23 protein-coding genes are annotated in these 22,243 nt (G+C 60.2%); 3 read left to right on the forward strand and 20 right to left on the reverse strand.

All coding sequences use genetic code 11. The features are described 5' to 3' along the window. Positions 1-2: 2 nt before the first annotated feature. From FA94_RS01460 to FA94_RS01505, 10 genes are all read right to left on the reverse strand, one after another. Entirely contained in the window at positions 3-1,181 is a 1,179-nt protein-coding gene (locus FA94_RS01460; protein ID WP_035546136.1) for a TrbL/VirB6 family protein, read from the reverse strand. Next, positions 1,178-3,646 (reverse strand): VirB4 family type IV secretion/conjugal transfer ATPase, encoded by a 2,469-nt coding sequence (locus FA94_RS01465; protein ID WP_035546138.1) that lies wholly within the window; start codon positions 3,644-3,646, stop codon positions 1,178-1,180. The genes FA94_RS01460 and FA94_RS01465 overlap by 4 nt, the downstream gene beginning before the upstream one ends. Position 3,647: 1 nt before the next feature. Then, positions 3,648-3,968 (reverse strand): VirB3 family type IV secretion system protein, encoded by a 321-nt coding sequence (locus FA94_RS01470; RefSeq protein WP_035546140.1) that lies wholly within the window; start codon positions 3,966-3,968, stop codon positions 3,648-3,650. 17 nt (positions 3,969-3,985) lie between these two features. After that, entirely contained in the window at positions 3,986-4,327 is a 342-nt protein-coding gene (locus tag FA94_RS01475; protein WP_035546142.1) for a TrbC/VirB2 family protein, read from the reverse strand. 50 nt (positions 4,328-4,377) lie between these two features. Next, on the reverse strand, positions 4,378-5,019 hold the full coding sequence (locus FA94_RS01480; protein ID WP_035546144.1) for a lytic transglycosylase domain-containing protein: 642 nt from the start codon (positions 5,017-5,019) through the stop codon (positions 4,378-4,380). Between the two features lie 2 nt (positions 5,020-5,021). Continuing rightward, positions 5,022-5,567 (reverse strand): hypothetical protein, encoded by a 546-nt coding sequence (locus tag FA94_RS01485; RefSeq protein WP_051980275.1) that lies wholly within the window; start codon positions 5,565-5,567, stop codon positions 5,022-5,024. Between the two features lies 1 nt (position 5,568). Further along, entirely contained in the window at positions 5,569-6,390 is an 822-nt protein-coding gene (locus tag FA94_RS01490) for a ParA family protein (RefSeq protein ID WP_051980276.1), read from the reverse strand. A 367-nt stretch (positions 6,391-6,757) separates the two neighbouring features. Continuing rightward, complete coding sequence (locus FA94_RS01495) at positions 6,758-7,045, reverse strand: hypothetical protein (RefSeq protein WP_035546147.1); 288 nt, start codon at positions 7,043-7,045, stop codon at positions 6,758-6,760. Beyond that, the gene (locus tag FA94_RS37665; RefSeq protein ID WP_035546148.1) at positions 7,032-7,283 is read right to left on the reverse strand and encodes a helix-turn-helix transcriptional regulator; all 252 of its coding nucleotides are present in this window, start codon (positions 7,281-7,283) and stop codon (positions 7,032-7,034) included. Before FA94_RS37665 ends, FA94_RS01495 begins: the two co-directional genes overlap by 14 nt. 103 nt (positions 7,284-7,386) lie before the next feature. After that, positions 7,387-7,947, reverse strand: a complete 561-nt coding sequence (locus FA94_RS01505) for a hypothetical protein (protein WP_035546150.1) — start codon at positions 7,945-7,947, stop codon at positions 7,387-7,389. 419 nt (positions 7,948-8,366) lie between these two features. Here FA94_RS01505 and mnmH point away from each other — a divergent pair, with 419 nt between their 5' ends. Then, complete coding sequence (gene mnmH, locus FA94_RS01510) at positions 8,367-9,425, forward strand: tRNA 2-selenouridine(34) synthase MnmH (RefSeq protein ID WP_035546154.1); 1,059 nt, start codon at positions 8,367-8,369, stop codon at positions 9,423-9,425. Here the strand turns inward: mnmH and FA94_RS37670 are convergent. From FA94_RS37670 to guaB, 6 genes are all read right to left on the reverse strand, one after another. Further along, complete coding sequence (locus FA94_RS37670; protein WP_081935635.1) at positions 9,360-10,382, reverse strand: fatty acid desaturase; 1,023 nt, start codon at positions 10,380-10,382, stop codon at positions 9,360-9,362. The genes mnmH and FA94_RS37670 overlap by 66 nt on opposite strands. After that, positions 10,366-11,106, reverse strand: a complete 741-nt coding sequence (locus FA94_RS01515) for a helix-turn-helix transcriptional regulator (RefSeq protein WP_051980280.1) — start codon at positions 11,104-11,106, stop codon at positions 10,366-10,368. The genes FA94_RS37670 and FA94_RS01515 overlap by 17 nt, the downstream gene beginning before the upstream one ends. 1,173 nt (positions 11,107-12,279) lie before the next feature. Then, a complete protein-coding gene (locus FA94_RS01520) occupies positions 12,280-13,578 on the reverse strand; it encodes a tyrosine-type recombinase/integrase (RefSeq protein ID WP_035546156.1) in 1,299 nt (432 codons plus the stop codon). 222 nt (positions 13,579-13,800) lie between these two features. Further along, positions 13,801-15,384 carry a glutamine-hydrolyzing GMP synthase gene (gene guaA, locus FA94_RS01525; protein WP_035546158.1) on the reverse strand — a complete coding sequence of 528 codons (1,584 nt, stop codon included), beginning with the start codon at positions 15,382-15,384 and terminating at the stop codon, positions 13,801-13,803. 138 nt (positions 15,385-15,522) lie between these two features. Further along, complete coding sequence (locus tag FA94_RS01530) at positions 15,523-16,290, reverse strand: hypothetical protein (protein ID WP_035546160.1); 768 nt, start codon at positions 16,288-16,290, stop codon at positions 15,523-15,525. A gap of 6 nt (positions 16,291-16,296) precedes the next feature. Then, positions 16,297-17,757, reverse strand: a complete 1,461-nt coding sequence (gene guaB / locus FA94_RS01535) for an IMP dehydrogenase (RefSeq protein WP_035546162.1) — start codon at positions 17,755-17,757, stop codon at positions 16,297-16,299. 292 nt (positions 17,758-18,049) lie between these two features. Here guaB and FA94_RS01540 point away from each other — a divergent pair, with 292 nt between their 5' ends. Continuing rightward, positions 18,050-19,027, forward strand: coding sequence for a DMT family transporter (locus FA94_RS01540; RefSeq protein ID WP_035546164.1), 978 nt, complete (start codon positions 18,050-18,052; stop codon positions 19,025-19,027). A 153-nt stretch (positions 19,028-19,180) separates the two neighbouring features. Here FA94_RS01540 and FA94_RS01545 read toward each other — a convergent pair whose 3' ends face one another. Both FA94_RS01545 and FA94_RS01550 read right to left on the reverse strand, forming a co-directional pair. Beyond that, the gene (locus FA94_RS01545) at positions 19,181-19,513 is read right to left on the reverse strand and encodes an RnfH family protein (RefSeq protein WP_035546165.1); all 333 of its coding nucleotides are present in this window, start codon (positions 19,511-19,513) and stop codon (positions 19,181-19,183) included. Continuing rightward, the gene (locus FA94_RS01550) at positions 19,510-19,947 is read right to left on the reverse strand and encodes a type II toxin-antitoxin system RatA family toxin (RefSeq protein ID WP_035546166.1); all 438 of its coding nucleotides are present in this window, start codon (positions 19,945-19,947) and stop codon (positions 19,510-19,512) included. The genes FA94_RS01545 and FA94_RS01550 overlap by 4 nt, the downstream gene beginning before the upstream one ends. Positions 19,948-20,047: 100 nt before the next feature. On the opposite strand from FA94_RS01550, the gene smpB reads away from it, so the two are divergent. Then, positions 20,048-20,494 (forward strand): SsrA-binding protein SmpB, encoded by a 447-nt coding sequence (gene smpB, locus FA94_RS01555; protein ID WP_035546168.1) that lies wholly within the window; start codon positions 20,048-20,050, stop codon positions 20,492-20,494. A gap of 240 nt (positions 20,495-20,734) precedes the next feature. Here the strand turns inward: smpB and FA94_RS01560 are convergent, their stop codons facing one another. Continuing rightward, complete coding sequence (locus tag FA94_RS01560) at positions 20,735-21,670, reverse strand: SPFH domain-containing protein (protein WP_035546170.1); 936 nt, start codon at positions 21,668-21,670, stop codon at positions 20,735-20,737. An 82-nt stretch (positions 21,671-21,752) separates the two neighbouring features. Next, a complete protein-coding gene (locus FA94_RS01565) occupies positions 21,753-22,196 on the reverse strand; it encodes an NfeD family protein (protein WP_035546171.1) in 444 nt (147 codons plus the stop codon). Between the last annotated feature and the right edge of the window lie 47 nt (positions 22,197-22,243).

The raw sequence follows: 22,243 nt of genomic DNA on the forward strand, positions 1-22,243 counted from the left end.
ATTCATTCGCCCTGCCGACCCAGATTCGCCCGCGCTACGCGCTGGTAAGCGGGCATCGGGCCGCTCGCCGAAGCCCCTCCGCCTGATCCGCTGCTGCCATCACCTGAGCCGGTACGGTTGCGAATCTTTCCGCCAGGCGATGAGCCGCCACCGCTGCGAGAGAATGCCTGCGCGAGTGCGCTGGCTACACGTCGTGCGGCAAAACCCGCCACGAACGCACCAAACCCGGACAACGTGGCACCACCGGAAAGTCCCGATGCAACCGATGGCAACTGCCAGCCGACCATCGCGAGAAAGACCCCGGTTGCGAACAGGCCGATCGCTGCAGCGCCCGCCGCGGCATCGTTGAGAGCAGCGGTAATGCCTCGCATCACAGCCGATGGGTCTGCGCCCGGGGACGCACTAGTGACATTGAGGGGAGTTAGATCGGCAGAAAATGCCGTGAGCGCCATCCCGAGAAAGGCAGCGACGAGCACCTGCAACAAGGCGTAATTGGCAACCTTCGCGGTCCACGCTTCGAAGAAGCGCGCAGTTGGCGCAAATGCGGCGCAGGCAATGAAAATAGGACCAAGCCCAAGCACGAGATCGAGCAGCATCCTCGCCATCGCCACTTCGAAAGCAAGGACGATGAGGAAGATCGAACCGCCGAGTGCGGCGATGATCCCGCAGAGGAAATCACCGATGGCGGCGGCGAGTCCGCTGACACTGATCCCCTCGTGCGTCGCCTTGTCGAAGTAGGCGTCCATCACTAGGTCGATCTGCTGGTCGTAGCAGTCGAGCGTCTGGTAGATACTGGTCGCGCTCTGACCTGTCGCGCTGCCGCCATTGACCGACCCGCATCCTGAATTGCCGCCGCCCGACGTATTAGCCGCGTTCTGGATCGTCTGGGCGAGCCCGGCCGTCGCACCGTTGATCGCCGTTACGACCTGCTGCTGGTAGATGCCGGCGTTCAACGCGAACGCGAGCGTGATGGCGACCTTTAGCCCCCGCCAGGCAAACGCCGGGACAGCTTCGTGAGCTTCGCCCCGCACCACTGCCAGACCATAGGCAACGACCCAGATCGTAACGGACGTAGTCACGATGGGCACAAGCGCACTGGACAAGTCCGATGACACGTTCGTGATGTAGGTGGACATACCGTTTTCGAGCGTGCCACCGACAGCGGTAAAGAGACCGCTCATCGCACACCTCCCGCTCCGGGAGGAAATGGCAAGCGCAGCCTGCCATCCGCCGCGCGCCGCCGGGCGAGCTGCTCGTGGAAGACCGGCAACCAGTCGTCCGGTGCATCGCCCACCTGCTCGCGGATCGTGTCGAGCAACTCCACGTTGTCGGTCGTTCCCGACAGCACGTCGAGTACATCTCCGAGGTCGGATAGATCAAGGCGTCCAATGGCCGAGCCATGGCCCTGCTTGACCAGGAACAGCCGACTGTTCTCGCCAAGATTGCGCACGATGTTGAATTCGGCCTCGGTCAGCTTGAAACCACGCACATAATCGTCGTAATCGGCTCGTGGATTCGGCAGGAAGAAGAAAGTTGCGCTCTGCTCGATCAGCGCACTGGCGATCTCGCTGTGCAGCACATCCGCAGGCGATTGCGTATCGAAAATCCCGAGCCCGTTCTGCTTGCGGATCGTCTTCTGCTTGTTCTTCGCAAAATCGGTGAAAACGGGATCGGAGAGACGCTTCCAGAATTCGGTCATCACGTAGATGAAGCGCCGGCCGTCGATCAGACTTTCGGTCAAGTGCAGCAGATACATCGTGACCGGCGTCGAGACCTCCGCATCGTCAAGCAACTCGGTATCGTCGAACCCGAACAGTCCCGAGCATGCGAAATCAATACGGTCGGTCGGGTTATCGAATACCCAGCCGAGGCGCCCGCCCGCGCACCATTTGGCGAGGCGCGCATGCAGGCTGTTCTCGCCCACGTTCGGCAGAAGTTGCCGCACCATGGAAAGCCTCCGCAGCGGCTTGTCCATGCGGGCAACTTCCCGTACGGCGCGCGAGATATCGAGTTCGTCCCTCGCGGGTAGCGGCACGCCGATATCGACGAGCTTGCGCACGAGCCTTTCCAAGAAGTCGAGCACAGCCTCGGTTGGTTCCATCTGGAACGGGTTCAAACCAGTCGGCTCCCCGCGGCGGAACACGGTGTACACGCCGCCCATCGCGCGGACCGCAATCTCGGTACCGCGATCCTTGTCATACAGCACGGCGGTGATGCCGTATTTCATCGCCATCGCGAGTAGGAACAGCTCAAGCACCGTCTTGCCCGCGCCGGCCTGACCGATAATCTGGGTGTTGGCGAGCGCCTTCTCGTCGAGGGAGTGCTTCTTGTCGGGCGTGACGTGGAAATTCAGATAAAGTGGCTGGCCGCTAGGCGTCTTGACGATCGTGATCGCCTCACCCCACGGATTACCATCACGCTTGCCGGTCGCGAAGTTATGCAGGCATGCCAGTCCGCAGAAGTTCCGCGACGTGAGCTTGGCCTCACGCGGCCTGTAACGCCAGTTGCCCGGGAGTTGCGCGAACCACGCCGCGTCCGCAACGAGATCGATGAGTGCCGTCTGGAAACCCGCATCGGCCAGTTGCGTACGCGCCTTCGCCACGCTTTTGGAGACTTCGTCCGACGTGTCGCCGAGCACTGCGAGCGAATAGTGGTATTCGCCCAGGACGAAATCTCCGTTGATCAGGTCGTTGAGCGCCTGTTCCATCGCGTCAACCTGGGACACAGCAACATCCTCGCCGGCAATCAACTGGTTGCGCCGCCGCTCCAATGCCTCTTTCGCGCTCGGCTTGTCGAGGATGGTGAAGCTCTGTGTCTCGATGTACTCAAAGTCGCCGTACAGCAAGCCGTTGATCATTCCGGGCTCTGTGTCTTCCGGGTAGTCCTTCAGGTCGAGCATCGCGGCAAAGCGGGTCGCGGCCGGCATGCGGATCTCGATCTTCTCGGCCCCCACAAAGAGACGCGAAGTTGGCAGCCCCTCACGGATTGTGCCAGTCGGGACCGGCTCGGGCTCCCATGCAGCGTTCACCAGATAGCCAAGCAGTTCCAGGGTCGATGAATATCGGCGCGGGCGCCTGGTATCGCTGCTCTGTCTTGCATAAACGCCGAGCGCGACCGGATCGTAGGGCTTTAGACTCGATTCGACCTGGGCGGCCAGTTCCGCGATCACCTTCAGCGCGTCGTGCTGATCGCGTCGGATATCCTCGCGCGTGCGGCGCACGGCACGGCTGAAGACGCGACCAAGTTTCGTGCGGTTCGGCCGGTAGACAAGCGTCAGATACAGTTCGTTGGCCATCATGCGATAGCCGGAAAAGCTCGCGTAATAACGCGTCGCGAGTTCCTGGCAGAAGCGGTTGCCGTAGGGCATCGCGAAGTGATCCGACACACGCCGGCGCAAGCGGTGTGACCAGAGCGCTACGTGGCCGCCAGCGAGCCCGCGTACGAGCTGGTTGAATCCGTCGTGTCGCGCGAGGATGTTGGCCGGATCGGCTGCCTCGAACGCGATGCCGGCGATCCTCCAGATCTGCAGGTAGTCGCCCTCGCGTGTTTTGATGACGTGATCCGTCACATGCGTCGAGTACGGGATGTAGCCCGCAAGCGGGACTTCGCGGTTCGCCACGGCGACGAGCTGGGGCTCGGAGAGCATGTCACGCCCTCCTTTTCAGGCGGACGGGCACGTAGGCATGCGCCCCCCAGTACCAGCGATTGCCCTGATGGAGCATCATCCGAAGGCGCAGCGCGTACTGAGCGAGGCGCTGGTCGTCATGGCGCGTGATCACACGCATCGCGACGAACACCGGAATCATCAGGAAGAGGATGGCGACGCCCAGCGGGGGACTCGCCAGCAGCGCCCAGATGGCCGGAATCAGCATACCGCCGCCGAACATCAGGAACGGCACAAGGGGTACGCCCCAGAGCATCGCAGGACGGGTGCAGCCCTTAAAAACGGGATCCTTGAGAGGGTTCATGATTCGACTCCCAACGATCAGCTTGTTGGGATCAGCATGCCGGCGATCACCGTCGCACAGCCAACGAAGAGTCCGCCGATGAAGACGTTCGCGATATCGCCGAACCGGGCGTGCTGGAACATCATCCGGAAACCTGCCCAGATGATGGAAATCGAGCAGATCACGCCCCCCACGCCGAGCAAAGTCGTCTGGACTGTGTTCAGTAGCGTATTGACTTGCGAGAGTTGTGCCCACGCCGATTTCGAGAGCAGTAGCGTCGAGGTCGATACGGCAAGTTCCCTCGCCAACTGACGGTCCAAAACGATACGTTGCAACCACGAACCTTGCTCAGATATTTTTTTATGTAATCCTAAATACATGATTGACTCCTTTTCGCCCGCTAACTGCCCGCCATCACCTGAATCGCGGATTAGAACACCACTGCGCTATTGTCTGGTTCACCTCCCTGCCCACCCGTCAATGCATCGTCTCGATCGGGCCACAGCGGTCGGCGAGCCACCGGATGCAGCCGGACGGGGTCAGCAGACATTCCGGAATCGACGGGCAACACCGGGATCGGCTCGATAGGAGGAACGGTGATCGGGAACGTTGGAACGGGCTGCTGCACGTTCTTCATCACGCGTTGTACGTAACCCGTGCGATATCCCGTCGAAAAATCGCCGCTCTCATAGCAGGACAGGCTTGCCCGAAGCGCTGCCTGAGTATCAGCTTGTGCACGATGTGCGGACATGAAACAACGTTGGAGAATAGCAGCGCCGACCGCCACGTTGCGGCAGGGCTCGAACGCGTTTCGCTCCGTCAACCCGTAAGCGAGCCAATTAGCGCGGTTCACCTGCGCGAGCCCTGCGCTAAAATTCCAGCCGGTGGCCTCGAGTGCGCGCGTAGTGGCGATCGCTTCGGCCAAATTCGCTGGTTGCCGCTGCAGCCGGCCACGTACGACGCCAATCGCGTAGGGGTTAAATCCAGACTCGGTGCGCACAAGCGCCGCCATTGTCATAGGGTCGATTTGCGGCGCGCACTGCTGGGCAAGCGTCATGAAGTCGAGCGGCATTTTCAGTGCCCCCCGCCGAAACCATTCTCCTGCTGCTCCACCTGCTGGAGAAAAAGCGCTGCAGACTGTGTTGGGTTGTAGGACATCTGTGCACTCCCGGCGCCATAGAATTCGGTGATTGTCGGCACCGGCCCCCTTACGCCCCACCAGACACGGGCATAGAGCTGGTCGTCGATATCGACATTGATCGCGCCGGAAGCGCCACACAGCAGTTCGCTCTGCTCCGCCCCGCCCCAGTACAGCAGGTCTTCACGGCAATAACCACTGCTTGCAAAGGTGTTGGTCGCAATCGTCCCTTGGGAGCTGTCAGCACCGAAACCGCAGGTCGGAAATGGATCGCCGTGGCGAAGCGCCCGCCATAGTCTTTCGATCGGCGGCACGCATTCGCTGTACTGTTCCGGGCCACCGGGGTTCGACAGGCACAGAATCACTTGGCAACCCCAGTCGTCGGCATGAGCCATTGCCGAGGGAAACGCGCAAGTGGCAACCAGCGCGAGCGCAACGAAGGACCGGTAACTTGCGGCGTGTCGTGTCAAAGCAGCGCGCATGTCAGGCCTCCACGTCACAGGTGATTTCATCGAGACGCAAGTACCCAGTTAGCGCCGCGAAACAAGCCAGCATGGTCTGCCATGCCCTACGCGCAGTAGGTTCCCTTCCGACGACGTCCCCCACTGGCACACCCTCCGCCTGTGCCCTCTGGACCGCGACGAAGCGTGGAATCTGCAGATACCCGCCCGTTCGCCCCGGATCAGCAATTAGCCAAGGGCCGAACTGGGTCTCAATGGCGCGGGCGTTCTCGCGTCCGAGCGATGTTGCTTCCACCATGTTCGGTAGAAGGCCGACGAATTGCAGTGCGGGGTTCAGCTTTGCACGTATCTGCCGTACACCGTGCGGGCCATTGATCAGGTCGGCGACGCTGTCAAGCGACTCCCGATTTAGTTGGATCGGACTCAACATTGCGTCGACCGTCGATTCGATGCAAAGGGCGCGCAGATCCGGGAGGGGGGGACTGTCGATCAGGCAGACATCCGCCAGCTTCGCCACAACGAAAAGCAGATGCCTGACATTTGCGTAGTATCGCGCCCCGTCATCGCCAAGCCCCAGTGTCAACGACGGCACGGTACCCGTCGGCAACACCCAGAATCCCGGCGCTTCTACACCTCCCTGCTCACATTGTGTGATCGACTTTTCTCCGCTCAGCACGACGGCCCTACACCCCCGCATCAGCGAGGCAGTGCTGGATGGCGGCTCGGCCGCGTCGATAACAAGCACCCGCAGGCGCCGCACTCGATGCAGGTAATGGGCGAACTGGCATAGCATCGCCGTCTTACCGGCACCACCCTGTTCGGTGGCGATTAGAAGCGTTTTCATGGTCGGTCACTCGCCTCAGGTGATGCGCCGAACCACTAACCTGTATCTGAGACGACGAACAACACGCCCGCGACGCCGGGAGACAAACCGCGGTTCAAAGCGGAATCTCGAGATGCGCTGCGGTAGAACGCAAAAAAGCCTGCGAATGCAGGCTTTTTCCAGATTCAGGCAGTCACGCCATTGGCAGATAGGTCAGTACTTCGGGGCCGCTAACGCGTACTCGGTCGTGCTATGCACGTTGACCGGGACAGATTGTTGAGATCAACTTTAGGACGGATTTATCCACGTTGCAAGGCCCTCTCCGCCGGCCAATTTCTCTCTGATTTCCAGCTCGCTCCAGGCGATTCCACAGCATTCCAAAATATTTTCAGGCTCTTTCCTCATGCAGCAATCGAGCGAGCGCGGCTTTCGCTTGCGTGACCTCAAGTTCGTATCGGTACCAAGGCCGTTGGGGGATTTTCAGGCGCCTGCAAATAACACCACGGCCAGCGCGCCACACGTACGCCATGCGCAACAATTCTTGGTGACGTGACGCAAGCCGACGCCACGCCGCCTCCACGCGCGCAGCGTCCGCGGCATCACTCCACGCCTTGTCCGCATTGGCCCAGTTGCGCAGACGCTCGTCGAGCCGCAGTGCGCCGTCAGTCTTGCTCATGGGTCGTCTCCCCTCCACCGTTGTCAGACGCCAGTGGCGAGCGGTAGCCTGCGGGATCGCGCAAAAAGTCATCGATGTCCCCTGTCCGCCACCCCACAGCACGCACACCCAGGCGGACGGGCCGCGGAAAAGTTCCGTCTTTGATGCGTTGATAAATCGTCGATCGCGATAGCCCCACTTCACGTTCGACCTGCTTGCGCCGAAGAATCGCAAGCGAATGGCGTGTTGTTTCACTCATGACAAACCCTATTGTTGTCGCCGGCGAAGTACCGGGCTACAGGGCTCATTCAAGCAATGGGATCAGGCGACGGGCAAACCCGTCATACCGTCAGGCTCCCCCGTCAGGTTCGCGGCCGCACGTGGTGCCGCATGTCGGCTTCCTTGAGCCAGTCTGGTCGAATCGCTGACGCGTACGTTTGTCCGCTGCGCGACGCTTCGCCATCGGGTTGAGCTCTGAGGTTTAATCGTTGGTCGATCGCATGGGCGACCACAGACGATTTCGGCGGATTGTTCTCGTCATAACCGGACCAGAAAGTGTGCATCACATCGAACATTCCCGAAAGAATTTCGGTAATAAAAGGTAGGTGAACCGTGATACCGTCGGAATGCTCCAACGGCCCGTCGCTTGTGCAGTGGCAGGTTTTCCATGCCGGAACCATCGCACGCAAAGACTCCAGCTCTCCCTCCTGCCGTTCCTCGATCGCGTGATGCAAAGCCACCGTGCGCAGCAGCGCCTTCCCCATTTCGGCTAACTGTCGGTCCTTTCCTCTTAACCGCTCTGTTAGCCGACGAACATCAGCTTCGGCCTGATCAACGCGTCGCCGCAATGCGTTAGTGTCAGATGCTGGAGCAGCTCCGTCGCGAGCATCTGGCGGCTGGTATGCACTATCTGAGTGATCCATGATACGTCCTCATTACCTGCAGCATTGCGCCGCATCACTCTTTACCCCCGGCTCCTCTCTGTACCACTACGGAACGATCGCATCGGCTATCGCTTTCGTTGACGCGCACCGGCCCATCGCGTGGTGCGATCACGCGCCCAACGTCCAACTTCTTTCTAATGCGTCGATCCGGTCGACATAAAACCGGTCTATATTCCACACAGAATATCCATTGCTCAGACTTCCAACACCGCTCGCTGGACACGGGGGAGCGAAGCCTCAACGATCCCTCCGTCGGTGCAGCAAATATTGCCAACCGGAAGCGAGAGTTACAGCTATTGGCTGTCCAGTAAGCAAAAGTTTAGTCCGGCATTCCCAGGATCGGGGTAGCACCATTTTGCATTGACTTTTCGACCGCGCCATGGTAGCCGGAGCTCAATATGTACGATTTGGATACTCTGAAAAAGTTTGAGCTGATTATCGACGCGCGAAGCCCGCGCGAATTCGCCGAAGATCATTTGCCAGGAGCCATAAACCTTCCGGTCGTCTTCGACGACGAGTATGCAGAAGTCGGTACTACACACCGCACCGACCCTATGCGCGCCTATCAGATCGGTGTCGCTTACTCCCTGAAAAACATCGCTCGGCACCTCGAGCTTCCGTTCTTTCGGACCAGTCGGCGGATGTCAATCCTCGTTTATTGTTTTCGTGGCGGAAAGCGAAGCAAGCTTTGGGCAGACGCACTGGAAACAATCGGCTACAAGGTCGAGCGGCTTCCGGCGGGCTGGAAAGGTTATCGAAACTGGGTGCGTCAAACCCTTGACGAAGTCCCTAAACATTTGCAATTCAATGTGCTCTCTGGGCCCACCGGTTGCGGAAAAACTCGCTTGCTACTCGCGTTAAGGGAGGCTGGCGCGCAGGTCATCGATCTGGAGGCCCTTGCCTCGCACCGCGGGTCAATCATCGGGGCGATTCCGGGCCGGGCGCAGCCAAGTCAAAAAATGTTCGACAGCCTCCTGCTTGCAGAGATAGGTCGTCTAGACCTGGCAAAGCCGATGTGGATTGAAAGTGAAAGCAAGCGAATTGGGCGCGTTCAACTACCGACAGCGTTGTTTCAAAGAATGCATGACGGACGTCTATTCGCCGTCGAGACCCTAATGCCCGAAAGGATCGCCATGTGGCGTCACGAGTATCCCCACTTCGAGAGAGACCCCGTGGGTCTGGTTGCCAAACTTAGCCATCTGAAGGGACTCCTAAGCGGAACGACGCTAGAGAAGTGGGTATCAATGGCTGAGCGTCGGGACATCGACGGTCTCTTTGAAAGCATCATGCGGGACTACTATGACCCCGCGTACCTTCGTTCGACAAAGAAAAATTATGTGCATACCGAGCATTCCATCACGATCCGACTCGAAACGCTTGACTCAACGTACCTAGCAAACGTCGCGAGACACCTTGTTGCAGAGACCGACGTTCTGACGTCGAACCCGCCTGAGTAAAACTTTTACTCGTCGGTCCATTGTCGAAAACCAAAACGGCGGGAAAAGCGTCAGCAACAGCATCTGAAAGTAGCCGCCGGGTAAGGTGACTCGTTGCGCGGCAAGACCCAGAAAGGACACTTCACTGTCCAGATGATGAGCATTGTGGAATCCGTTGTTCACCAAGAGGCAATTGGACAACCAGAAGTCAACGTCCCATGAAGTGATCGCGGTACGCGAAAGGTCCGGGTCGAATCCGTAATGCTGCATGTACCCGACGGCCTCAACGACAAACACGCTGACAATAGCGTATCCGATGTAGAAAAGAGCGGTCTTCCATTGCAGGAACGCGGCCAAAACCAGCAACAAGATTGAGAAAAGTGCATTTCGAAAAAGACTACGCGGTACCCTGCCGCACGGGTAGGAATGCCGAGAAAACGACGCTATCAGAGCCGCTGCATAGGAGCGGCCAACATGACGCCAGACCGATGTGCCCAATGACGCCGTCGAGCCGAACTGCGGATTTCCAACGTGTTGATGGTGCAATCTGTGTGCAGCCCGGTAATGCGGGTAGCCGGCGATGACAAATGCTAGGTCACTAATTTGTTGCCATATTCTGGCTTGTCGGTGGGTTAGTTCATGCAGGTGCGCCATCGCAGTCGCGCCTAACATTCCGCATGCGACAGCAAGCCCTATCAGATTTATCCATGACGCGTTTGACGCACGATACGCTCCGATTGCCACTGCTAAGGCCCAAGTGAGTGCGAACCAGCAGGGTACCTGATCTTCGTCTTTCTTCTCGATGGCTTGCCGCGATCGCGGAGCGCCTCGCCCTATCGCCGCGTCAAGAGCAGGAAGAACGAAAAGGACCACGGCCACAAATACCCACGGGCGTCCGACGGAAAACGAGATGCCCGCGACGATCGGAAAAGTGAGTGAGAGCCAAAACGCTCCACCCGAGTTACGCCAGAAGGTCATTCACTTCCGCGAACTTAACCGCTTCTGAGATGTGCGAAACCCCAAACTTATCCTTTATTTTTTTGTAATTTCCGTAGACGGTCTGGACTGAGACGCCAAGCTCACGAGCAATGTCCTCAGCGGTAAATCCACTTTTAAGGTAACCCACTACACGAAGATCCATCTCAGAAACACCGTGCGCCTCAAGGACCTCGCGTCTCGCCGTTCGGATGGACCAATCAAGCAATTCCATGGCGAGCGCCCTGAAATACAAGCGCTGCGCAGTGAGCCTCTTTTCCCCTACTGCCTGACTATCGTCGGAGCCGATGTACAGAACGCCCATGCGTTCTGTAGTGCTGGTATGGACGGGCATAACGATCCCACTTCTGAAGCCGTTTTTGCTTGCCGCCGCGAGCATTTCGCGCTGGCCCTGCGTTTCCACGAGGATCCTCGATCCAGTGATTGGTTCGGTGTTGTTTCGCGCGTACTCCAAAAATGGATCCGTCATGTACCATTTATTGGCGTTATACATCTGGCACCATTCGGGACGGCAGCCAATGAGAAAACGATGCGTGGCGCGGCTGGCCGTTGTAGGACCGGGATGGAGGGAAACGAACACATACGACTCCCCGCCAAGCGCTGTGACGAGCGATCTTACGTAATCGGCTAATTCAGAGTCGTCCTTGGCGACCATGATTTTTTCGAAAAGTCTGCTTACTTCAGGGGACGTCTGTTGGCCAGTCATATCCTCACCCTCCTCAACCCCTTCACGCGCTCGCCTTGCTATTCGACCACGCGATTTTCTACAAGGTGACGCCTAACTTCGTAATACAACGGAGCCAGTTCTACCGAATAAGGGTCCGCAGTTGCGAATCGGTGTAAATCCCGCAAGGCAGTAATCGGAAGGACTTGAATGGACGCCGTGTGATCCCTTTCGATGACCCGTCGCTCGAGAGAAAAGCCGCGCACTGTCCTGAACAAAGTAAGCACGACGTGTTCCCCGCCGACATTAAGTCGACGCTCAAAAACAAGACTCTTCATCGTCGGCTCCGCTAGGGCGATTGCGATGGCCACATGAAGAGCAAGCGATTTTCTCGGGATCGATTTCCGAGATGCTCGTGATAAAGTCTTCGGATCCACAAGCGAGACATTCGACAATCAATCCGTCGAACTCGGTGCCGCAGCACTGGCAGGTGAGGCGGTGAACCTCTCCCGCAGCGAGGACTTCCCAACTGTCTTCCATTGGGACACTGCACTTGGGGCAAAGAAACCCCAGCTCGGATATTACGTTTGACATGTTCGAAAGCTTTATGAAACAAATCGCTTTGCGACAAGTAACAATTCAGCTTAGCACTGTCCGATTTCGTCCGTGCAAATAGTGTGGAAAACGTCGAGCCGAGCGCCCATCAAGCCCGTCTTCTAGACGGCCCGCAACGGTCCGGTCGGTGAGCGAAAGATCGCGGCCCCATCAGCGGTACCGACGTCGAAACTGGGTTTGCTGGGGCCGCAGCAAATCGCAACGCGCAACGCGCAACGCGCAACGCGCAACGCGCAACGCGCAACGCGCAACGACCTCATTTTTAAATAGATAGCGCGAAAAGCAGCTCGCCGGAGCGACTTGAACGAGTTTGGGTTACTCCGTTCAATCTCTAACCGCCGTTAACATCCGGATGTATTTATGTAAAAAAATGCATACACTTCGCGCGGCAAGTCATATCTTCCTTCTAATTCGCGCTTACGCCAACCATTCGAGTCCTCTCCTAGAGTCAAACGATGTTTGACAAGATAAATAGGAATCCGATTCATCAAGAGAGATTTTCGACGCACTACCAAATTCTGTTTCTTGCCGTCCAGTCCAGCGTCAACATTGTGATAAGAGTGCAAACGGGTGGATTCTTAAGCGCACAGAAGTTCGAGCTCAAGACATGTACTCACGAGTCTTGGCTGGCTTTGCCAGCGCCAGGACCCTCGCCTTTGGATTCGTAGCAATCCAGCCGTCCAGCATATCTGCCCATGCCTGGAGCATCGTCCTCCGCTGCTCTGCATACTCCGCCTTGTTGTAGACCGCGCGCACGCCACGCTGTTCGTGAGCGAGGCATTTCTCGATCCAGTCGGTGTTGAACCCTGCTTCGTGCAACAGCGTGCTGGCCGTTCGACGCAGATCGTGCACAGTGAAAGGATCAAAATCTGCCCCGCCGTCGCGTATCAGCTTGACCGTGCTGTCAATGACGCGGTTCAGAGTCGCCATACTTATTGGGGAGGCCGTCTCATAGCGACCGGGATGCACGTACGAACTCGCCCCGAAGCACGTCTTGAATGCGACCAGAATGTCCAGAGCCTGTTGGCTCAAATAGACAATGTGGGGGCGACCGGCCTTCATCCGTTCCTTCGGAATTGTCCACACTGCGGCGTCGAAATCTATCTCACCCCACATCGCCAGAATGAACTCGGATTTGCGCACCAGCGTGAGCAGCATGAATCTGATAGCAAGACGCAGCGTAGGCATCGTCGGCGTCTGTTCCAATGCACTGAAAAACACGTGGATTTCGGCAGGCGACAGTGTGCGATCGCGCGGCTTGAAGCTGGCGATGGCAGACGGGCGGATGGCCTCCGCAGGATTGTCCACCTTCAGTCCCCGCGCCTGCACGAAACGGTAAACCTGCAGAACGATGTCGCGCGCCTGCACGGCAGGGGCCGCGGCGCCCCTCTCCTTGATCTTCTCGCAGCGCGCCATCAGTCGTGCGGGCGTGATCTCTTCCAACTTCAGCCGGCCAAATTCCGACGCGAGATTCCGCTCGTATACCGATTTGCGCATCGCTCGTGTGGAGTCGGCAAGAGCAGTCTCCACAAAGTATTTCTCCGCCCACCTACCAAACGTCAGCGCTTCAGTCGCCTCGACCCGTTTCTCGACTTTCGCACGTGACGGGCTTTCGCCGCGTTGGATTGCTCCGTAGGCTTGGTCGCGTAGAAGGCGGGCTTCCGGGAGGCTAATAGCCATTCCGAATCCGAGTTCGTCCGGCCTGCGCGGCTTCCGTGCGGAAAGTGATGGATCGTAGCGGCCTATAACCAGGGTTTCCCGGCGACCGTTCACCCGGTAGTCGTACCGGAAGCTCACCGCGCCTGAAGGCGTCACTGCCGCATATAGCCCGCGCTGATCGGCAACCTTGTAGATCTTCTGAGCCGGCTTCAGCGCTCGTAATTGCATGTCTGTGAGCATATGGACTCCTCGAACGTATACCGTCAACCGATACCGTCAGACTGATTTGACGGTATCGGATAGGGCCGTCCGAGGAAGAAATGTCGGTACCGTCACCGATACCGACATTTCCATTTGGCATTGCCCGGATCACAGCAGACCACACCGGACAATAACCCTATGTTTTTAAAGGGAAAAACATGGAAAACCGGACCTCCCGGAACGACTTGGGAGCAGTCTAAATCATTCCCACTCGATCGTTGCCGGCGGTTTCCCCGAAATGTCATACACCACCCGGTTAATCCCGCGCACTTCATTAATAATGCGGTTCGACACATGCCCCAGCAGTTCATGCGGCAGATGCGCCCAATGCGCGGTCATGAAGTCCAGCGTCTGCACTGCACGCAACGCGACCACGTACTCATAAGTGCGCCCGTCGCCCATCACGCCGACGCTCTTCACCGGCAGGAACACCGCGAACGCCTGGCTCGTCAGGTCGTACCATGACTTGCCGGTTTCCTTGTCGATCGTGGTACGCAGCGTCTCGATGAAAATCGCATCCGCGCGACGCAGCAGATCCGCGAAATCGCGCTTCACTTCGCCGAGAATCCGCACGCCCAGACCCGGGCCCGGGAACGGGTGGCGATACACCATCGACGGCGGCAAACCGAGCTTCACGCCGAGTACGCGGACTTCGTCCTTGAACAGTTCGCGCAGCGGTTCGAGCAGCTTCAGGTTCAGCGTCTCCGGCAGGCCGCCCACGTTATGGTGGCTCTTGATGGTATGCGTACCCTTCTTGCCCTTGCCGGCCGATTCGATCACGTCCGGATAGATCGTGCCTTGCGCGAGCCACTTCGCGTCGCTCAGCTTGCCGGCTTCGGTCTGGAACACTTCGACGAATTCCGCGCCGATGATCTTGCGCTTCGCTTCCGGATCGGTCACGCCGGTCAGCTTGCGCAGGAACACTTCGCTCGCGTCGACGTGAATCACCTTCACGCCGAGGTTATCGGCAAACAGCGCCATGACCTGCTCGGCTTCGTTCAGACGCAACAGGCCGTGGTCGACGAACACGCAAGTCAGCTGGTCGCCGATCGCGCGATGCAGCAGCGCCGCCGCCACCGACGAATCCACGCCGCCCGACAGCCCCAGGATCACGTGTTCCTGGCCGACCTGCTCGCGAATCTTGGCGACGGCTTCGTCGATATAGTTGCCCATTTCCCAGTCAGCCCGCGCGCCGCAGATCTGCAGCACGAAGCGCTCGATCATTGCGCGGCCCTGCACGGTGTGGGTGACTTCCGGATGCCATTGCAGGCCGTAGAAATGGCGCTGTTCGTCGGCCATCGCCGCGATCGGGCACGATTCCGTCGATGCCATCAGCGCGAAGCCCGGCGGCATTTCCAGCACCTTGTCGCCGTGGCTCATCCAGACCTTCAGCATGCCGTGACCTTCCGGCGTGGTGAAGTCGCTGATGCCTTCCAGCAGGCTCGTATGATTGCGCGCGCGCACTTCGGCGTAACCGAATTCACGCAGATGGCCGTTGTCGACCTTGCCGCCCAGTTGCTCGGCCATGGCTTGCATGCCGTAGCAAATGCCGAGCACCGGCACGCCGAGTTCGAACACCGCTTGCGGCACGCGCGGCGTGTCGGTTTCGGTGACCGAGCTCGGGCCGCCCGACAGAATCACGCCCTTCGGCGCGAAGTCGCGAATGAACGACGCATCGACGTCGTACGGATGGATTTCCGAATACACGTTGGCTTCGCGAACGCGACGTGCAATCAGTTGGGTGACTTGCGAACCGAAGTCGAGAATCAGGATCTTGTCGTGCATGGCAGCGGACGGAGTCAAAAGTGAGCGGATAGAGGATGCCGCGCGCAACGCGCGGCGTTGAATTCAAAGCGGTCCACGGGGTGACGATTGGGCGTGAAGCGGCAAGCTGCTGCGGACTGGCGTGTGCGCGGCGCGAGGTCAGCCATGAAACGGCGGACGGGGGCCGCCTGGCGCGTCAGCGGCGGCGTTACGGGCTTCGTCGCGGGCGACGGTGCTCTCGGTGCTCTCGGCCCGCGCGGCCCTCTCGGACGACGTTAGAGCGGATTCATCGACCGCCGGACGGAACGTGCCGGTTGCAACGGTATCCACCGGCCGCGTGACCGGAACCACCGGCACAACTGGCACCACCGGCTCGACGACCGGCGCCACGGCCGGCTCAGCGTGATAGACCGGGAAACCCGCCGTCACACGCCCCGGCTCGCGCCGGTTGGCAGCGTCTTTCGCGGCATCTTTGGCGGCCTGCTTTTCAGCACGCCCGGCAGCGGCGGCTTCCACCACCCGCTCCTTCTCACGCCGCCTGACCGCGCCCGACAAACGCACGCCACCCAGACCGATCACCAGCAACACGACACCGGTGAGCACCGCGACGATCTGCCCGAAACCGGTCAGCGCCGGCGTATGCAAGCCGAGCAGCCAGACCAGCATCAGCACACCGGTCAGCCAGTTCACATGGCCGACCACCTTGGCGACCGTCGAGGTCAACGCCCCGTCGATCGACGCGTGAAAAGCCAGCCACGCGAGCCCGATCAGCGCCACGCCAAACCCCTGGCCGACCAGAGCCGGCTGGGTTTGCACCAGAAGCAGCGCGTTGTACAACGAAGTCCAGGGCGTCAGCAGAAACAGCACGCCGAACGCGAGCAGCAGCAAGGCATCGAGAATGAGTACAGCGCGCAGCAATGGCTTCATTGGCGTTTAGTCCACGTGGTAGTTGGGCGCTTCCTTGGTGATTTGCACGTCGTGCACGTGCGACTCGCGCAAGCCCGCGCCCGTGATCTGCACGAACTCAGCCTTGTCGTTCATCTCGTCGATGGTGCGGCAGCCGCAATAACCCATGCTGGCACGCACGCCGCCGATCAACTGGAACAGGATCGCGTTGACCGAGCCCTTGTAGGCGACGCGGCCTTCGATACCTTCCGGCACCAGCTTGTCGATGTTCGCGGAGTTGTCCTGGAAGTAGCGGTCCGCCGCGCCGTCTTTCATCGCGCCGACCGAGCCCATGCCACGGTAAGACTTGTACTGACGACCTTGATACAGGAACACGTCGCCCGGCGATTCTTCGGTGCCGGCGAACATGCTGCCCATCATCACGGAATTCGCGCCGGCGGCCAGCGCCTTGCTGACGTCGCCCGAGAAACGCACGCCGCCGTCGGCGATCACCGGTACGCCGGTGCCCTTCAGCGCTTCGGACACGTTCGAGATCGCGGTGACTTGCGGCACGCCGACACCGGCGACGATCCGCGTCGTGCAGATCGAGCCGGGGCCGATCCCGACCTTCACGCCGTCCGCACCGTATTCGACGAGCGCCTTGGCGGCCGCGGCGGTGGCGATATTGCCGCCGATCACTTCGACGTGTGGGAAGTTCTGCTTGACCCAGCGGACGCGCTCGAGCACGCCCTTGCTGTGGCCGTGTGCGGTATCGACGACGATCACGTCGACGCCCGCCTGCACCAGCAGCTCGACGCGCTCTTCGTTGTCCTCGCCGACACCGACCGCCGCGCCTGCGCGCAGCTTGCCGTGTTCGTCTTTACACGCGTCCGGGTGTTCGGTCTGCTTGGTGATGTCTTTAACCGTCATCAGGCCGCGCAGTTCGAATGTATCGTTGATGACCAGTACGCGCTCGAGGCGGTGGCTATGCATCAGCGCCTTGGCTTCGGCGAGCGACGTGCCTTCCTTGACGGTGACGAGGCGCTCGCGCGGCGTCATGATGTTGCGCACCGGCTCGTCCAGACGCTCTTCGAAGCGCAGGTCGCGGTTCGTGACGATACCGATCAGTTGCGCGCCTTCGACGACCGGGAAGCCCGAAATGCCATGCTGCTGCGACAGCGCGATCACGTCGCGCACCTTCATTTGCGGCGGCACCGTGATCGGATCGCGCACGACGCCCGATTCGAAGCGCTTGACCTTGGCAACTTCACGCGCCTGCTCGGCCGGCGTGAGATTCTTGTGGATGATGCCCACGCCACCCATTTGCGCCATCGCGATGGCGAGACGGGCTTCGGTGACGGTGTCCATGGCAGCGGACACGAGCGGCATATTCAGGGAGATGTTGCGGGTCAGCCGGGTCTTGAGGCTGGTGTCGCGCGGCAAAACATCGGAGAAGGCCGGGACGAGGAGCACGTCATCGAACGTGAGTGCTGTTTGGATCAGACGCATGGCAAATCCTATAGGCGCAAAAGCAGATTATACGCGATACCTCCCCGGTTTTCACTGCACGAACAGCAGCTTAGCGAGTTTCGGGCGATTTTTTTCGCGATAAGCGGCTCGCCGATTTCGCTTCTCCGTTCGCCTCGGGTTCGATCCGGTTTCGTTTGCGCGTTCGGGCCCAAACCGCTGCCGGGCGGCGGGAAAGCCATGAATTGCCGCGCCAGTGCAGAATCGAACAAGACAGTTCGCGGCGCGAACCGCTATTCTCCCGACCATTCCAGTTTTCTTGCAGGGGCAGTCGATGCAGCGCGGTGTGGCATATGGCGTAATGGCCGGGGCTTTATGGGGGATGGTGTTTCTGGTGCCGCGCGTGCTGCCCGACTTTTCGCCGCTGCTGCTGAGCGCCGGCCGCTACACGATGTACGGCATCGTCTCGCTGGCGGCCGCCCTGCCGATGGCGCGCTCGCTCGTCAAACGCCTGACCCGCGAGGATCTCGGCGCGCTGGTGAAGCTGGCGCTGGCCGGTAACCTGCTCTACTACCTGCTGCTGACGGCGGCCGTGCACCTGATCGGGATCGCGCCGGCGTCGCTGATCGTCGGCGTGCTGCCCGTTACCGTCACGCTGCTCGGCCGGCGCGACCACGGCGCGGTGCCGCTCGCCCGCCTCGCCTGGCCGCTCACGATGGTGATGGCCGGTATCGTCTGCATCAACGTGGACGTCTTCACGGTTGCCGACGCCACGCCGGTCAGCATCGGCACCAAGATGATCGGGCTTGCCTGCGCGGTGGGCGCGCTCGGCTGCTGGACCTGGTTCGCGGTCGAAAACGCCCGTTATCTGCAGCGTCAGACGCATTTCAGCGGCAACGAATGGTCGCTGCTGTGGGGCGTGGTGACCGGCGCGCTCGGCGCGGCGCTTTGGCTGGTGGTGGCCGTGCTGCCCGCCGGCGGCCCGCAGGGCGAGCTCGTGGACGGCCGCTGGCATCTGTTCTGGATGCTGAATCTGGCGGTCGCGATCGGCGCCTCGTGGCTCGGCAACGGGCTCTGGAATGCAGCGTCGAAGCGTTTGCCGCTGACGCTTTCCGGCCAGATGATCGTATTCGAAACGCTGTTCGCGCTGCTTTATGCGTTCATTTACGACCAGCGCCTGCCGCGTCCGCTGGAGCTGGCGGCGATTCTGCTGCTGGTGGCGGGCGTGTGCTGGTCGGTGCGTCAGCATGCGGACGACGATTCGTCCGGCACCGCGGCGCTGGGGAAGAAGGCGCCGGCTTCGGCGTCTTGAAGTGAAGTGAAGTGAGGTGACGTGTGGTCGGCACGGCGACTTTAGCCGCCTTTGGCCACGCCGAGCCGCCTTGACCGCCTTGACCGCTTTGAGTCGCCTTGAACCGCTTTGAGTCACGCTCAGCCGCCGCCAAAGCAACGCCACAGGACGCGCCTAGCGCGAATCCCGGTTCTGCCAGCGCCGCCCTTCGATCGAACCCGCCTTGCGGGTCTTCTCGACGCGCCGTTGCCGCGACAGCTTCGGATCCACCAGCAGCGGCCGGTAAATCTCGACGCGCTCATGATCGGCCAGCACCGCGTCCAGCGCCTTGACCTTGCCGAACACACCCACTTTCTGCGTAGTCAGATCGATGCGCGGAAAACGCTGCAGGATGCCGCTCGCGTCGAGTGCCTGCTGCAGCGTGGCGCCCTCGGGCAAATCCACGGCGATCAGCGCCTGCTCGTCCGGCAGCGCGTAACAGACTTCAATCGACAAGCGCGCGCTCATGCCTTACCGTAGCGCACATCGGCGCGCTTCACGAACGATTCGACGAAGGTGTTGGCAATGTGGCTGAACACCGGCCCGATGATCTTCTCGAGAATGATGTTGGTGAATTCGTAGTGCAGCGCGAATTCGATCTTGCAGGCGTCCGCCCGCAACGGCGTGAAACGCCAGAAGCCCGTGAACTTGCGAAACGGGCCATCCGCGAATTCCATGTCGATGCGCGTGGGCCGCTCCATGCTGTTACGCGTGGCGAAATGCTGCTTGATGCCCTTGAAGTTGATATCGATCTTCGCTTCCATGCCGTTTTCGTCCTGACGGCGGATTTCGACACCCCCGCACCAGGGCAGGAAGTTGGGGTAATCGGCGACGTCGGTGACGAGGTCGAACATCTGTTCCGCCGAATGGCGGATCAACACGGTTTTCTGGACATCTGCCATAAATTGAACAGCGCGTGGCAAGGGTGGACAAGCGCGGCGGGCTTTCCTTGCCCCGCTTTGCTAAAATCGTGATTTTAAACGAGTTGGGCACTTTCCATTCATGAGCATTATCGACAACAGAAAAGCTTTCTACGACTATTCGGTCGAAGAACGCTATGAAGCAGGGCTCGTGCTCGAAGGATGGGAGGTCAAGGCGCTGCGCGCCGGGCGCGGCCAGATCAAGGAAGGTTACGTTGTGATCAAAGACAACGAACTGTTCCTGATCGGCACGCACATCAGCCCGCTGCCCGAAGCCTCGACCCACATCCACCCGGATCCGGTGCGCACGCGCAAGCTGCTGCTGCATAGCGAAGAGATCAGCAAACTGATCGGCAAGGTCGAGCAGCGCGGCTACACGCTCGTGCCGCTGAACTTCCACTACAAGGGCGGCCGCGTCAAATGCGAGATCGGGCTGGCCAAGGGTAAGAAGCAGCACGACAAACGCGAGAGCGAGAAGAAACGCGACTGGGAGCGCGAGAAGGCGCGCCTGATGCGGTCGCCGGGCTAGGCAGGTTTTTGGCGCGAAAGCCTGTGCGGTTTTGCCGCGCTTTGCGTGGCCCCGGTTGGCGCCGTGACAGGTTCAATGAAAAATGGCCCGCTTTTTGAGCGGGCCATTTTTTTGGGTTGTTGCCACTGCGGAATACGGCACAAGGACGGCACAAGTGCAGTGCGGCGCGGACAGCGCCGCAGGCGGCTCATTCAGCCACCGCGAGCACGAAGCGGCAAGCCGCCGGCACAGCACGGGTGCTCAGCGCACCTCGGGCACGCCCTTGCCCTTGTTCACGATCGTCAGCGCCGACGCGATCATCGAACTCATATCCGCCAGATTGCCCGGCACGATCAGCGTGGTGCCCTGCTTCGCCAGATTGCCGAACGCGGTCACGTATTGTTCGGCCACCTTCAGGTTCACCGCTTCCATCCCACCATTCGACTGAATGGCCGCCGCGATCTTCTGAATGGCCTGCGAGTTGGCCTCGGCCACCGCCAGAATCGCCGCCGCCTGACCTTGCGCCTGATTGATCGCCGCCTGCCGCTCGCCTTCGGACTTCTGGATCGACGCTTCGCGGCTACCGGATGCGATATTGATCTGCTCCTGCTTGCGCCCTTCGGACGCGGCGATCAGCGCGCGCTTCTCGCGCTCGGCGGTGATCTGCGCCTGCATGGCGTGGAGAATCTCCTTGGGCGGCGTCAGGTCCTTGATCTCGTAGCGCAGCACCTTCACGCCCCAGTTCGATGCCGCTTCGTCGAGCGACGACACGATGCTGTGGTTGATGAAGTCGCGCTCCTCGAACGTCTTGTCGAGTTCCAGCTTGCCGATCACCGAACGCAGCGTGGTCTGCGATAACTGTGTGATCGCGAACACGAAGTTGCTCGATCCGTACGAGGCCTTCATCGGATCCGTGACCTGAAAATACAGTACGCCGTCCACCTGCAACTGCGTGTTGTCGCGCGTGATACAGACCTGGCTCGGCACTTCGAGCGGGATTTCCTTGAGGATGTGCTTGTAGGCGATCCGGTCGACGAACGGAACCGCGAAGCTCAAGCCGGGCGTGAGCGTACGGTGATAGCGCCCGAGCCGTTCGAGCACCCACGCATGTTGCTGCGGCACGATCTTGAGGGTCTGCGCCGCCGTCATGATCACGATGATCAGCACTACCACCCCGACGATGGTCGATACATCCATTGTTATTCTCCGGTCCGTACTCGATGGGTTGCGTGAAGCTGGGAAATGCGGTGAAGCGTGGCCGCCTGAACGCGCAATGCGCTCAGGCGGCCGCCGCCCGCCTGCTGGCGACGACGACAAGACAGCTGCCGTTCAACGCGGTGATTTCATAAAGATGGGCGTCTTCCGGTTCGCCCGGCGCGAGTTCGATGTCCCACGCGGCGCCGCGATAGTTGGCGCGCGCGCGGCGCGCCTGCCAGCCCTCGACGGTCAAGGTCTGGCCGATGTCGAGATTGACGTCCGGATTGTGCGAAGCGTCTTTGCGCGTTCTGCGGCCAAAGCGCGAGCGGCGCAGCAACAGCACCGCGGCCAGCGCCACGCCCGCCGCCACCGCGAACTGCAGATCGGCGGGCGCACCCGCAATGTGTGCGAGAGCCGCCGCGGCGAAACCCAACGCGATCATCAACAGATAGAACGTACCGCTGATCAACTCCAGCACGACCAGCACACCCGCCCCGATCCACCAGAACAATCCACCTGGCGCCACATCGACCTCCACAAAGCAAAACACCCCGGATCTACCGGGGTGTTTAT

Source organism: Burkholderia sp. 9120, assembly GCF_000745015.1.
GTDB lineage: Bacteria > Pseudomonadota > Gammaproteobacteria > Burkholderiales > Burkholderiaceae > Paraburkholderia.